Consider the following 13673-nt stretch of genomic DNA (forward strand, 5'->3'; position numbering starts at 1 on the left):
GAGCTTAGGCTGTCCGGTGTGACATCAGCACTTGGTCCGCTCGCTGACGCTGGTCGGCTGCTGCTCGCGGCCACTCCGTTGGGCCAGCCCGGCGACGCTTCGGCCCGCCTCATCGAGGCGCTCGGCACCGCGGACGTGATCGCCGCCGAGGACACCCGACGGGTGCGTGCCCTGGCCGCGTCGCTGGATGTCCGGCCCGTCGGGCGCGTCGTCAGTTTCTTCGACCAGAACGAGGCGTCGCGGGTGGCGGGGCTCGTCGAATCGATTGCCGCGGGGGAGACCGTGCTGGTCGTCAGTGACGCCGGTATGCCGTTGATCAGCGATCCCGGCTACCGGTTGGTGGCGGCGTGCGCCGAGGCCGGGCTGCCGGTGTCGTGTCTGCCGGGCCCGTCGGCGGTGACGACGGCGCTGGCGGTCTCCGGGCTGGCGTCGGACCGGTTCTGCTTCGAAGGCTTCGCACCGCGCAAGGGCCGGGCGGCGTGGCTGGCCGGCTTCGCGACCGAGCGGCGGACGTCTGTCTTCTTCGAGTCACCGCGCCGGCTGGCCGAGACCCTGGCCGAGGCCGTGACCGCGCTGGGGCCGGACCGGCGCGCGGTCGTGTGCCGTGAGCTGACCAAGACCCACGAGGAGATTCGCCGGGGCACCCTCGCGGAACTGGCCGAATGGGCCGCCGACGGCGTGCTCGGTGAGATCACCGTGGTGCTCGCGGGGGCGACGCCGGTGGCGGACATCGACAGTTTGGTCGCGCTGGTACAGGAATTGGTCGACGACGGCGCGCGCGTCAAAGACGCCTGCGCGCAAGTGATCGCCGAGAACCCCGGGGCGCCGTCTCGCCGCGAGCTCTACGACGCGGTCCTCAAGGCCCGTGAGACATAAAACTATTGAAAAAGGCTCTGCTGACGTTTTCTGTGGGTCGACTGTCCAGCCGGTGCGGGCCTGGGATGCGCCACGCGGGCGATTGCCTGCGATGCTTCGCAGGCGATTACGAAATTCGCCGCTAATCTCCGCGTGAACCGACCCGACTCGCTTAGGTCGCGCTAAAGTCTCGGATCCCAGTCACCAGGTGACTGGGATCCGAGACCTAAGAGAGTCGGGTCGCTAGATCAGTGTCGATCGACCCAATTTTGCGTAGGGTACCGCCCGCTTGCAGCGGACTGCTCGCTGGATAAGGCGAGGCCGACGGTAGGTGCGGCTTTGTGGAGGCACTCTTCCCATTCGCGGTCCGGGTCCGAGTCGGCGGTGATGCCGCCGCCCACGCCCAGGACCGCGGCACCGTCGGTGTCGAATTCCACGGTGCGGATCGCGACGTTCAGTTCGGTTCCAGCCAGTGGCGACGCCAAACCGACCGTCCCGCAATAGATTCCGCGGTCGTAGGGTTCCCATTCGGCGAGCAGTTCGCGGGCGCGGCACTTCGGGGTGCCGGTCACCGAGGCGGGCGGGAAGGTGGCGTCCAGCACCGCCGTCATCGGGGTGTCGACGGGCACCTGCGCGGCCACCGTCGACACGAGATGCCAGACGCCCGGCGCGGGTTCGACTGCCAGCAGTTGCGGTACCCGGACCGACCCGGTCGTCGCGACGCGGCTCAGATCATTGCGCACGAGGTCGACGATCATGATGTTCTCGGCGACGTCCTTGGCCGACGACGCCAGCTCCGACGGCGGATGATCAAGGGGGAGCGTGCCTTTGATGGGGCTGGAGGTGACGATCTCGCCGCGCCGGCTCAGAAACAGCTCGGGGGACAGCGACGCGACAGCGCCCCACTCGCCCGCGATGAACGCGGCCCGGGCGGGCGCGGTCCGCGCCACCGCGTCGACGAAGAAGTCGACGGGCGCACCGGACAGTCGTCCGGTGAAGCGGGTACAGACGCAGGCCTGGTACACCTCGCCGGCGGTGATCGCGTCCAGACAGGACAGCACGCCGGCGCGGTGGCTGGCGCGGTCCGGCGCACGCCAGTCGATGGCATACGGCGCGGGCGCTGCCGGTTTCAGGTTCGCCAGCCAGTCGGGAAGCGTTGCCCCGGAGAGGCTTTCGTACCACCAGTGCCCGTCGGCGTCCTGCCGCAGCACCGAGTCCGACCAGCCCCCGGCAGCCGCCGGGATCCGGTGACCCCCGTCCGGGTACGACAGGTAGCCGAACCAGCCGCCACCTATCGCCTCACCGGAACCCGTTGGCGCGTCGAAGACTTCGGTGGCCGTCACCGGCTCGATGGCGACGCTCGGTGCGATGACGGCCGTCGCGCCGAACCAGTCGCCCAGCAGCGCGGCGGGCGGTGGCAGGCCGCGCTGGGCGGCGGCGTCGGCGACAGCCTTCAACACCCCCGGGGCGTCGCCCAGATCGGCCAACCGCTCGACTCGCACGCCCCACAGCTTCGCCTATGACCGCGAGCAGTCCCCCAGCGGGGGTGCCCCCAGCAAAACTGTCGATCTGCTGCGGAAAAGGACAGTTTTGCGACTGCTCGCGGGACTACTCGTGGGGCACGGATCAGCGCTGGATCTCCCGCTCCACCAGCACCCCACCGAGCTTGTCGGGGTTGCGGATGGCGTAGAAGTGGCTGATCTTGCCGTCCTCGATCTCGATCAGGATGACGCTGTCGAGCTTCTCGCCGAGGTAGAGCACCATCGCCGGGGCGTTGTTGTACGTCGCGAGGTCGAAGCGGGCCTCGGGGAAGTCGCCGATTCCGCGCATGAGGCCGAGCAGCATTCGCCCGACCCGGTCCGGGCCGTACACCGGCCGCCGGGCGGCACTGACCTTGCCGTCGCTGTCCGCGGTCCACGTGACGTTCGGGGCCAGCAGCGTCATCAGGCCGTCCAGATCGCCGGTCGCGGCCGCCGTCAGGAACTGGGTGGTCACCTCGGCGGACTTGGCGGTGTCGGGCGTGTACCGCTTGCGCCGGGCCTGGACATGCTCGCGGGCCCGGTGGGCGACCTGGCGCACCGCCGCGGTCGATTTGCCTACGGCGCCGGCGATTTCGTCGTAGTCGAACCCGAACACCTCGCGCAGCACGAACACGGCCCGTTCGTCGGGGCCCAGCGACTCCAGGACCACCAGCATCGCCATCGAAACCGACTCGGCGAGAACGACATCCGATGAGGCGTCGCGCTCGTCGAGCAGCAGGGGCTCGGGTAGCCACGGGCCGACATACTCCTCCCGGCGCCGTGCGCCGGCCCGTAAGGCATTCAACGCCTGCCGGGTGACCAGCTGCGCCAGGTACGACTTGGTGTCGCGCACGGTGTCGAGGTCGACGTCGGCCCAGCGTAGGTAGCTGTCCTGCAGCACGTCGTCGGATTCCGTTGCCGAACCCAGGATTTCGTAGGCGATGGTGAAGAGCAACGGCCGCAGGTGGGTGAATCGCTCGGCGTGTTCACCCCCTGCTGCCCCGGTGGCGCCGGTCATGCGTTGACTGCCTCCGCCAGCTGTTCGGCACGCTTGCCGCCCGTCATCAGGAAGACCGAACTGGGCTTGCGGGCGGTCCGGCGGATGCCCCACAGCGTGCCCTTGCAGATGGCTTCCTTCAGCTTCGCCGCAACGCGTCCGCCGATGTAGTAGCTGGTCGGCGAATCGTCCTTGTGGGCGATCTGGATGGTCGCCGTGTGGCGGCCCAGGCTGACGCACGATCCGACGAAGACGGGGTCGAGTGGCTTGGGCTCGGTGCCGGCGATGCGGCTCAGCACTGTAGCCACGGCCGTCGCGGTGAGCGGGCTCGAGGCCTGGCAGCTCATCCGCAGCGGCTGTCCCGACGGCGCGGCGGCGTCACCGGTTGCGACGATGCGCGGATCATCGATGCTGGTGAGGCTTTCGTCGGTGAGCAGCCGGCCCATTTCGTCGGTGCGCAGTCCGCTGGCGGCCGCCAGTTGCGGGGTGCCGAAGCCGGCAGTCCACACCGTCACGGCGCTGCTGATGAAGCGCCCGTCGGCGAGGGTCACCCGGTTGGCGGCGACGGAGCTGACGTCGCCTTCGATGACCGTCACGCCCAGCTTGGCCAGGGCCTTGGCCACCGAGCGGCGGGCGGGGGCGCTCATCGACGGCGCCAGCTTGCTGCCGACCAGCACGACGTTGCGGCCCGCCTCGGCGAACTCGGAAGCGGCCTCGATGCCGGTCAGTCCGGCGCCGACGACCACCATCTGCGCCGACAGTGGCACGTCCTGCAACCGGGCCACCAGTCGCTCGGCCTGTTCGAATTCAGCGAGGGGGTAAGCGAATTCAGCGGCCCCGGGCACCGACGCCGGGACGGTGCCGGTGCTGCCGACGGCGTAGATCAGGTAGTCGTAGTCGAGCCTGTCGCCGGACGCCAGCTCGACGGTGCGGGCCGCGGCGTCGATACGGGTGGCGGTGTCGACCACCAGGCGCACGTCGTCGGCGAGGAGCGTGTCGTAGCCGACGGTGGCGTTGTAGTTCCCGGCCGCGTGCTGGTGCAGGCGGATGCGCTCGACGAACTTGGGCCGCGGGTTCACCAGGGTGACGGCCACGTCGTCGCGCATAAGAACGTGATTGGCCGCCAGCGCGCCGGCGTAGCCGCCGCCGATGACGACGACGCGGTTGGGGTTCTGGTTTCCGGTCATCACTGCATCTCCTTCGGGTTGGTTATGCCCTCAAGACACCGGCGGTGCCGAAAGTGTGACAAACGTACCCACAGATGTGGCCCAGATCACTCGACTCTAGTGCGGACCCTGCGATCGGCAGGGGTCAATGCCCAGGTCAGACGACTCCGAGGGCCGACATCGCGTCGGCGACCCGGATGAACCCGGCGATGTTGGCCCCGGCCATGTAGTTGCCCGGCTGGCCGTACTCGTCGGCGGTGCTCAGGCAGCGGTCGTGGATGCGGCCCATGATCTCGGCCAGCCGCTGCTCGGTCTCCTCGAACGTCCAGGAGTCGCGCGACGCGTTCTGCTGCATCTCCAGCGCGCTGGTGGCGACGCCGCCGGCGTTGGCGGCCTTGCCGGGCGCGAAGGCGACCTTGGCCTCGGCGAACAACTTGACCGCTTCCGGGGTGCACGGCATGTTGGCGCCCTCGGCGACGACCTGGCAGCCGGACGCGATCAGTGCCTTCGCGTCGTCGCCGTCCAACTCGTTCTGCGTGGCGCACGGCAGCGCGATGTCGCACGGCAACTGCCAGATCGATTCGTTCTCGACGAACCGCGCAGCGCCGCCGCGCATTTCGGCGTACTCGGAGATTCGGCCGCGGCGCACTTCCTTGAGCTCCTTGAGCAGCTCGAGGTCGACGCCCTTCTCGTCCACGATGTACCCGCTGGAGTCCGAACAGCCGACGACGGTGCCGCCCAGCGCGTGCACCTTCTCGATGGCGTAGATCGCGACGTTGCCGGACCCGGACACCACGACCTGCTTGCCGTCGAAGGATTGCCCAGTGCTGCGCAGGATTTCGTCGACGAAGAACACCGTGCCGTAGCCGGTGGCCTCGGTGCGGACCTGCGAGCCACCCCACGTGAGGCCCTTGCCGGTCAGGACGCCGGACTCGTAGCGGTTGGTGATGCGCTTGTACTGGCCGAACAGGTAGCCGATCTCACGGCCGCCGACGCCGATGTCGCCGGCGGGGACGTCGGTGTACTCGCCGATGTGCCGGTACAGCTCGGTCATGAACGACTGACAGAAGCGCATCACTTCGTTCTTGGAGCGGCCCTTCGGGTCGAAGTCCGACCCGCCCTTGCCGCCGCCGATGGGCAGGCCGGTCAGCGAGTTCTTGAAAATCTGCTCGAAACCAAGGAATTTCACGATGCCCAGGTACACCGACGGGTGAAACCGCAGGCCGCCCTTGAACGGGCCCAGCGCAGAGTTGAACTCGACGCGGAAGCCACGGTTGATCTGTTCGGCGCCGGTGTCGTCGATCCACGGCACGCGGAAGATGATCTGCCGCTCGGGCTCGAACAGCCGTCGGATGATGGCGGTGTCGGAGTACTCGGGGTGCTTGTCGACGACCGGGCCCAGGCTCGTCAGAACCTCGTAGACGGCTTGGTGGAATTCGATCTCGCCGGCGTTGCGGCGGGTGACTTCCTCGTAGACGTCGTGCAGCCGCTCGTGTAAGCCGTCCTGCGCCATATCTTTTCGTTACTCCTTGGTCTCCGCCTGATAGCGGGGAAATACGCCTTCGGGTGTCGGTAGCACCGTGCTCGGTGCCAGCCGGGTACCCAGGGCACGGAAATCCCGTGCCGAGGCGTCCTGCCCGAGAAGGTCGAGCAGCTTCCCGCCGGACTCCGGCATCACCGGCTGCACCAGCAGCGCGGCGATCCGGACCGCCTCCAGCGTCGTGTATAGCACTGTGCCGAAGCGGGTCTGGTCCGACTCAGCGGGAGACTTGCGCAGCACCCACGGTTCTTCGGCCGAGAAGTAGCGGTTGGCGGCACCCAGCATCTGCCAGATGGCCTCGAGGGCCAGATGCATTGCCGGCACGTCGTAGTGCGCCCGTACCTGTTCGAGCAGCGCGTCGGCCTGCTTGAGCAACTCCAGGTCGGCGGCGGTGAATTCGCCTGGCTCCGGGACGATTCCGCCGAGGTTCTTGTTCACCATCGACAGCGAGCGCTGTGCCAGGTTGCCCAGTTCGTTGGCCAGGTCGGCGTTGATGCGGCCGATGATGGCTTCCTCGCTGTAGCTGCCGTCCTGGCCGAAGGACACCTCGCGCAGGAAGAAGTAGCGCACCTGATCCAGGCCGAAGGCGTCGATCAGCGCGATGGGATCCACCACGTTGCCCACCGACTTGCTCATCTTCTCGCCCTTGACGTTGATGAAGCCGTGCGCGAAAACCCGCTCCGGAAGGGCGATTCCGGCCGACAGCAGGAACGCCGGCCAGTAGACGGTGTGGAAGCGGATGATGTCCTTGCCGATCATGTGCAGATTCGCGGGCCAGTACTTCTGGAAGGCCTGCGACGCTTCGTCCGGAAAACCCACGCCCGTCAGGTAATTCGTCAACGCGTCGACCCACACGTACATGACGTGCTCGGGGTGGTCGGGGACCGGGACGCCCCAGTCGAACGTGGTCCGCGAGATCGACAGGTCCTTGAGCCCGCCCGAGACGAAGCTGACGATCTCGTTGCGCCGCACGTCCGGTCCGATGAACTCGGGGTGCGCTTCGTAGTGCGCCAGCAGGCGGTCGGTGTAGGCCGACAGCTTGAAGAAGTAGGTCTGCTCCTCGGTCCACGTGACGGGCGTGCCGGTCTCGATGGCGAACCGGCCGCCGTCACGGACCTCGGTCTCGTCCTCGGCGAAGAAGCGCTCGTCGCGGATCGAGTACCAGCCGGCGTACGTGCCGAGGTAGATGTCCCCGGCCTCGTTCATCCGGCGCCAGATTTCCTTGGACGCCTCGTAGTGGTCGGCGTCCGACGTCCGGATGAACCGGTCGAAGGAGATGTTGAGCTTCTCCTGCAGCGCCTGGAACACGTCGGAGTTGCGCGTGGCCAGCTCCGCGGCGGTGATGCCTTCGGCCGCCGCGGCCTCGGCCATCTTCTGCCCGTGCACGTCGGTACCGGTCAGGTAGCGGACGTCGAAACCGTCGAGCCGCTTGAACCGGGCGATCGCGTCGGTGGCGATGTACTCGTACGCGTGCCCGATGTGCGGTGCGCCGTTCGGGTACGCGATGGCGGTGGTGATGTAAAAAGGCTCACTCATTTGGTCTCACTTTAGGGTGTCGCTGTGAGCGCCAAACGAGAGAAGCCGCCCGCCCCGGAGCCACTGCCCGGGCTGATCGACGCCCACACCCACCTGGATGCGTGTGGCGCGACCGACGCCGAGAGCATCCGCGTGATCCTGGACCGCGCCGCGGCCGTCGGCGTCGAGAAGGTCGTGACCATCGCCGACGATCTCGAGGCCGCCGAGTGGGCCGTCGGGGCCGCGCATGCCGATCCGCGCGTGTACGCCGCCGTCGCGCTGCATCCAACCCGTGCCAACGCCCTCGATGACGAGGCCAAACGCACCCTGGAACGCCTGGCCGCCGACCCGCGCGTGGTCGCGGTGGGGGAGACCGGCATCGACATGTACTGGCCCGGCAAGCTCGACGGTTGCGCCGACGAAGCGACGCAGCGCGAGGCCTTCGCCTGGCACATCGACCTGGCCAAACGTGTCGGCAAGCCGCTGATGATCCACAACCGGGACGGTGACGCCGAGGTCCTCGACATGCTCAGGTCCGAGGGTGCGCCGGAGACGGTGATCTTCCACTGCTTCTCGTCGGATGCCGCGATGGCCCGGACGTGCGCCGACCACGGCTGGCTCATGAGCCTGTCCGGCACCGTCAGCTTCCGGAACGCGCATGCGCTGCGTGAGGCGGCGGCGATCATCCCGGCGGAGCTCCTGCTCGTCGAGACGGACGCGCCGTTCCTGACCCCGCACCCGTTCCGCGGCGCGCCCAACGAGTCGTACTGCCTGCCGTACACGGTCCGCGCACTGGCCGAGATCAGAAATTCTTCAGCGGCCGAAATTGCCGCGGTGACCTCGGAAAACGCTTCGAAAAGCTATGGACTGTATCATTAGTTCAAGTTGCCGCCTCCCGGGGACGTTCGTTACCGTTCTGTGATCAACCCGGTCGAGGTGGCTTTTATGTGGTCACCGCGGCCGCTGCTCGGGGCCGCCCCGGGCTCGATAGACACGGGATTGACGCCTTGAACGTTCTGAACAAGTTGCATGATGCGCGCTCGCCGATGCTGCGTGGCGTGACCGGGGCCTTCCTCGCCACGCTGACCGTCGCCGGAGGGTTCGCCGTCGCGAACCACAAGACCGTCACCCTCACCATCGACGGCGCACCGATGACGGTGCAGACCATGAAGACCCGCATCGGCGACGTCCTCTCCGAGAACGGCTTCTCCGTCGGCGAGCGCGACGACCTGTTCCCCGCGGCCGACCAGGACGTGCACGACGCGGACAACATCGTGCTGCGCCGCAGCCGCCCGCTCGAGATCTCGATGGACGGCCAGAACACGCGTCAGGTGTGGACCACCGCGGCCACCGTTCAGGACGCCCTCAAGCAGCTGTCCATGACCGACACCGCGCCCGTCGCGGCCGACCGCGCCACCCGCGTGCCGCTCGCCGGCATGTCGTTGCCCGTGGTCAGCGCCCGCAACGTGACCATCGTCGACGGCGGTGTGCCGCGTCAGGTGCACCTGGCCGCGGCCAATGTGGCCGGCCTGCTGGCCGCCGCCGGCGTGCCGCTGGAGCAGCGCGACACCGTCGTCCCCGCGGCGTCCACGCCGGTGACCGAGGGCATGCAGATCGACGTGACCCGGATCCGGCTGCAGCAGGTGACCATGGAGTCGCCGCTAGCTCCGGCCATGAACCAGGTTCCGGACCCGGCGCTGAACATGAGCCGCAAGGTGGTCGACGATCCGGGCCAGCCCGGGACCCAGAACGTGACGTTCGCCGTTGCCACGGTCAACGGTGTCGAGACCGGGCGGTTGCCGGTCTCCAATCAGGTGCTGACCCCGGCGCGCGACGGCGTCATCCGCATCGGCGCCAAGCCCGGCACCGAAGTGCCGCCGGTGACGCAGGGGGCCGCTTGGGATGCGCTGGCGCGTTGTGAGTCCACCGGCAACTGGGCCATCAATACGGGTAACGGTTTTTACGGCGGAGTCCAATTTGATCAGAACACCTGGGAGCGGCAGGGCGGACTGCGTTATGCTGCGAGGGCTGATCTTGCGACACGTGAAGAGCAGATCGCGATTGCTGAAGTGACGCGAGCCCGCCAAGGTTGGGGTGCCTGGCCAGTTTGTAGCGGGAGAATTGGGGCACGATGACGATCCGGCTACTCGGTCGAACCGAAATCCGGCATCTGGCAAAAGAGCTTGATTTCCGGCCGCGTAAGGCCTTCGGACAAAACTTCGTGCATGACGCCAACACGGTGCGCCGCATCGTGTCGGCCTCCGGGGTGAACCGGCAGTCCCACGTCTTGGAGGTGGGCCCGGGCCTGGGCTCGCTGACGCTGGCACTGCTGGACCGCGGCGCGAAGGTGACGGCCGTCGAGATCGACCCGGTGCTGGCCCGCCAGCTGCCGACCACGGTCGCCGAGCATTCCCACAGCGAGATCGGACGGTTGACCGTCCTGAACCGCGACGTGCTCGACCTCATGCCGTCGGACCTGGACGAGCAGCCGACCGCGCTGGTCGCCAACCTGCCGTACAACGTCGCGGTGCCGGCCATCCTGCACCTGCTCTCGGAATTCCCGACCATCCGCACCGTCATGGTGATGGTCCAGGCCGAGGTCGCCGAGCGGCTCGCCGCCGACCCGGGCACCAAGGACTACGGGGTGCCCAGCGCCAAGGTGCGGTTCTTCGGCAACGTCCGGCGCTACGGCATGGTGTCGCCGACGGTGTTCTGGCCGATCCCGCGGGTCTACTCGGGCCTGGTCCGCATCGACCGGCACGAGACGTCGCCGTGGCCGACCGATGACAGCTTCCGCTCGCAGGTGTTCGACCTGATCGACATCGCGTTCGCGCAGCGGCGCAAGACGTCGCGCAACGCGTTCGCCGAGTGGGCGGGTTCGGGCAATGCCTCGGCCGAGCGTCTGCTGGCCGCGAGCATCGATCCGGCCCGCCGTGGCGAGACGCTGGCGATCGCCGACTTCGTGCGGCTGCTGCAGCGTTCGGGTGAGCTGGATCGCGAGCAGCGCGCCGCCACACCGGAGCCTGAGCAGCAGGTCGACGCCACCCACTGACGCTGTCGGGCAGGCTTTTCCGTACTTGGTGTTGTGGCCATCGCCGCGGGCGTTAGTGTCGTGACGTGTCTACGTCGGATGGAAACACTGCTTCTGAGTGGGTACCCACAGGGTCGGTGACCGTCCGCGTGCCGGGCAAGGTGAACTTGTACCTCGGTGTCGGGGACTGCCGCGATGACGGCTATCACGAGCTCACCACGGTGTTCCACGCTGTATCCCTGTTCGACGAGGTGACGGTCCGCAACGCCGACCTGCTGTCGCTGGAGATGTTCGGCGACGGCGCCGAGGGTCTGCCGACCGACCATCGCAACCTCGCCTGGCGGGCCGCCGAACTCATGGCCGAGCACGTCGGCCGCGCGCCCGACGTCGCGATCTCGATCGACAAGTCCATCCCGGTGGCCGGTGGCATGGCCGGCGGCAGCGCCGACGCGGCCGCCGTGCTGGTCGCGATGAACAATCTCTGGGAGCTCGGTGTGCCTCGCCGGGACCTGCATGCGCTGGCCGCCCGGCTCGGCAGCGACGTCCCGTTCGCACTGCACGGCGGCACCGCGTTGGGCACCGGACGCGGCGAGCAGTTGGCCACTGTGTTGGCGCGGAGCACCTTCCACTGGGTGCTGGCGTTTGCCGAGGGTGGGCTGTCCACGCCGAAGGTCTTCGCCGAGCTGGACAATCTGCGGGCAGACGGACGCAAGGGCGGCCCGCCGGCGCTGGACGATCCCGAGCCGTTGCTGACCGCGCTGGCCTCCGGGGACCCGCGAGAGCTGGCGCCGCTGCTGGGCAACGATCTACAGCCCGCGGCGGTCAGCCTGGACACCGGGCTGCGGCGCACACTGCGCGCGGGCGTCGAAGCCGGCGCCCTGGCGGGCATCGTGTCCGGTTCCGGGCCCACCTGTGCGTTCCTGTGCGCCTCCGCCGAGGACGCCATCGAGGTCGGCACCCAGCTTTCCGGCGCCGGGGTGTGCCGGACGGTACGCGTGGCCAGCGGCCCGGTGCACGGCGCCAGAGTGGTGCCGGCGCCCAGCAAGCAGGCCTGATCCCGGTGTGACTCAGCACTCAATTCGGCCAACAGTTTGTTAGCTACTTAAGAGTCTCTTAAGATGATCGATGGTGTATGCCAGCGGCCAGGCGTGGAACGCAATGGTTTCTCTCACCGGCGGTGTCGGTGAGGGTTCGACGCACGCCAGGGCAGCGTCGCCCGGGCACTCGGAGCCATCGTTTCGAGATATAACCGCGGCCGAATTGTGCGTGCGCGCCTCTACGAGTGCGCCTGGCACCGGACGGACTATGGAACGACGGGCAGTGGCGCCTGACCTCAGGAGGTTGTCGTGAGCCGATTTACCGACAAGATGTACTACAACGCTCGTACATCGCAGCGGGGCATGGTCACCGGTGAGCCGCACGAGCCAGTGCGCCACACCTGGGGTGAGGTCCACGAGCGGGCGCGCCGCATCGCGGGCGGCCTGGCGGCTGCCGGCATCGGGCACGGCGACAAGATCGGCGTGCTGGCCGGCTTCCCGGTCGAGATCGCCCCGACCGTGCAGGGCATCTGGATGCGCGGCGGCAGCCTCACCATGCTGCACCAGCCGACACCCCGTACCGATCTGGCCGTCTGGGCTGAAGACACCATGAACGTCATCAGCATGATCGAGGCCAAGGCCGTCATCGTCTCCGAGCCGTTCCTGGTCGCCATCCCCGTGCTGGAGGAGAAGGGCCTGCAGGTCCTCAAGGTCGGCGACCTGCTCGCCGCCGAGCCCATCGACCCTGTCGAGACCGGCGAAGACGACCTCGCGCTGATGCAGCTGACCTCGGGTTCGACCGGCTCGCCGAAGGCCGTGCAGATCACGCACCGCAACATCTACTCCAACGCCGAGGCCATGTTCATCGGCGCCGAGTACGACGTCGACAAGGACGTCATGGTCAGCTGGCTGCCGTGCTTCCACGACATGGGCATGGTCGGCTTCCTCACCATCCCGATGTACTTCGGTGCCGAGCTGGTCAAGGTCACGCCGATGGACTTCCTGCGCGACACCCTGCTGTGGGCCAAGCTCATCGACAAGTACAAGGGCACCATGACGGCGGCCCCGAACTTCGCCTACGCGCTGTTCGCCAAGCGGCTGCGCCGCCAGGCCAAACCGGGCGAATATGACCTCTCCACGCTGCGGTTCGCGCTGTCCGGCGCCGAGCCCGTCGACCCCGCCGACGTCGAGGACCTCATCGACGCCGGCAAGCCGTTCGGTCTGAAGGCCTCGGCCATCCTGCCGGCCTACGGCATGGCCGAGACCTGCCTCGCCGTGTCGTTCTCGCCGTGCAACGCGGGCCTGGTCGTCGACGAGGTCGACGCCGACCTGCTGGCCGCCCTGCGGCGCGCGGTACCCGCGTCGAAGGGCAACACGCGCCGCCTGGCCTCGCTGGGCCCGCTGCTGCGTGACCTCGAGGCCCGCGTCGTCGACGAGGACGGCAACGTCCTGCCCGAGCGCGGCGTCGGCGTCATCCAGCTGCGCGGTGAATCGGTGACCCCCGGCTACATCACCATGGCCGGCTTCCTGCCGACGCAGGACGAGAACGGTTGGTACGACACCGGTGACCTCGGGTACATCACCGAGGAGCAGAACGTCGTCGTGTGTGGCCGCGTGAAGGACGTCATCATCATGGCGGGCCGCAACATCTACCCGACTGACATTGAACGCGCGGCGGGCCGGGTGGAAGGCGTACGCCCGGGCTGTGCCGTCGCGGTGCGCCTGGACGCCGGTCATTCGCGTGAAACCTTCGCTGTCGCAGTCGAATCCAACGCCTGGCAGGACCCGGTGGAAGTGCGCCGCATCGAGCACCAGGTGGCGCACGAAGTCGTGACCGAGGTCGACGTGCGGCCGCGCAACGTGGTCGTGCTGGGCCCCGGCACCATTCCGAAGACCCCGTCCGGCAAGCTGCGCCGCGCCAACTCGGTGGAACTCGTCACCGGCTAGGTTCCGTGCAGACGTGAAAGCCCCCTGATTTCCCGGAAATCAGGGGTTTTTACGTTTTTCGCGCG

11 protein-coding genes are annotated in these 13673 nt (G+C 68.1%); 6 read left to right on the top strand and 5 right to left on the bottom strand.

Going from position 1 to position 13673, the window contains the following annotated elements:
* The first annotated feature begins 18 nt into the window (after nucleotides 1–18).
* Entirely contained in the window at nucleotides 19–876 is an 858-nt protein-coding gene (rsmI, locus tag BR47_RS0127795; protein WP_036427931.1) for a 16S rRNA (cytidine(1402)-2'-O)-methyltransferase, read from the top strand.
* 227 nt (nucleotides 877–1103) lie between these two features.
* Here the strand turns inward: rsmI and BR47_RS0127800 are convergent, their stop codons facing one another.
* The 5 genes from BR47_RS0127800 to metG all read right to left on the bottom strand — a co-directional run bounded on the left by BR47_RS0127800 (nucleotide 1104) and on the right by metG (nucleotide 7614).
* Nucleotides 1104–2357, bottom strand: coding sequence for an aminodeoxychorismate synthase component I (locus BR47_RS0127800; RefSeq protein WP_029121479.1), 1254 nt, complete (start codon nucleotides 2355–2357; stop codon nucleotides 1104–1106).
* Between the two features lie 124 nt (nucleotides 2358–2481).
* On the bottom strand, nucleotides 2482–3393 hold the full coding sequence (locus BR47_RS0127805) for an RNA polymerase sigma-70 factor (protein ID WP_029121480.1): 912 nt from the start codon (nucleotides 3391–3393) through the stop codon (nucleotides 2482–2484).
* Complete coding sequence (locus tag BR47_RS0127810) at nucleotides 3390–4559, bottom strand: NAD(P)/FAD-dependent oxidoreductase (protein WP_029121481.1); 1170 nt, start codon at nucleotides 4557–4559, stop codon at nucleotides 3390–3392. The genes BR47_RS0127805 and BR47_RS0127810 overlap by 4 nt, the downstream gene beginning before the upstream one ends.
* 136 nt (nucleotides 4560–4695) lie before the next feature.
* Nucleotides 4696–6051: an NADP-specific glutamate dehydrogenase gene (gene gdhA / locus BR47_RS0127815; protein WP_029121482.1), complete on the bottom strand. Its 1356-nt coding sequence runs from the start codon at nucleotides 6049–6051 to the stop codon at nucleotides 4696–4698.
* A 9-nt stretch (nucleotides 6052–6060) separates the two neighbouring features.
* Complete coding sequence (gene metG, locus BR47_RS0127820; protein ID WP_029121483.1) at nucleotides 6061–7614, bottom strand: methionine--tRNA ligase; 1554 nt, start codon at nucleotides 7612–7614, stop codon at nucleotides 6061–6063.
* A gap of 24 nt (nucleotides 7615–7638) precedes the next feature.
* Between metG and BR47_RS0127825 the strand changes: the two genes are divergently transcribed.
* From BR47_RS0127825 to BR47_RS0127845, 5 genes are all read left to right on the top strand, one after another.
* The gene (locus tag BR47_RS0127825) at nucleotides 7639–8472 is read left to right on the top strand and encodes a TatD family hydrolase (protein ID WP_029121484.1); all 834 of its coding nucleotides are present in this window, start codon (nucleotides 7639–7641) and stop codon (nucleotides 8470–8472) included.
* Between the two features lie 128 nt (nucleotides 8473–8600).
* A complete protein-coding gene (locus BR47_RS0127830) occupies nucleotides 8601–9728 on the top strand; it encodes a resuscitation-promoting factor (RefSeq protein WP_036427934.1) in 1128 nt (375 codons plus the stop codon).
* On the top strand, nucleotides 9725–10645 hold the full coding sequence (rsmA, locus tag BR47_RS0127835) for a 16S rRNA (adenine(1518)-N(6)/adenine(1519)-N(6))-dimethyltransferase RsmA (RefSeq protein ID WP_020099092.1): 921 nt from the start codon (nucleotides 9725–9727) through the stop codon (nucleotides 10643–10645). The genes BR47_RS0127830 and rsmA overlap by 4 nt, the downstream gene beginning before the upstream one ends.
* Nucleotides 10646–10710: 65 nt before the next feature.
* Complete coding sequence (locus BR47_RS0127840) at nucleotides 10711–11679, top strand: 4-(cytidine 5'-diphospho)-2-C-methyl-D-erythritol kinase (protein ID WP_029104689.1); 969 nt, start codon at nucleotides 10711–10713, stop codon at nucleotides 11677–11679.
* 291 nt (nucleotides 11680–11970) lie between these two features.
* The gene (locus BR47_RS0127845; RefSeq protein WP_029104690.1) at nucleotides 11971–13608 is read left to right on the top strand and encodes a fatty acyl-AMP ligase; all 1638 of its coding nucleotides are present in this window, start codon (nucleotides 11971–11973) and stop codon (nucleotides 13606–13608) included.
* The last annotated feature ends 65 nt before the right edge of the window (nucleotides 13609–13673 follow it).

It is taken from the genome of Mycobacterium sp. UNC410CL29Cvi84, from assembly GCF_000686745.1.
Lineage (GTDB): Bacteria > Actinomycetota > Actinomycetes > Mycobacteriales > Mycobacteriaceae > Mycobacterium > Mycobacterium mucogenicum_B.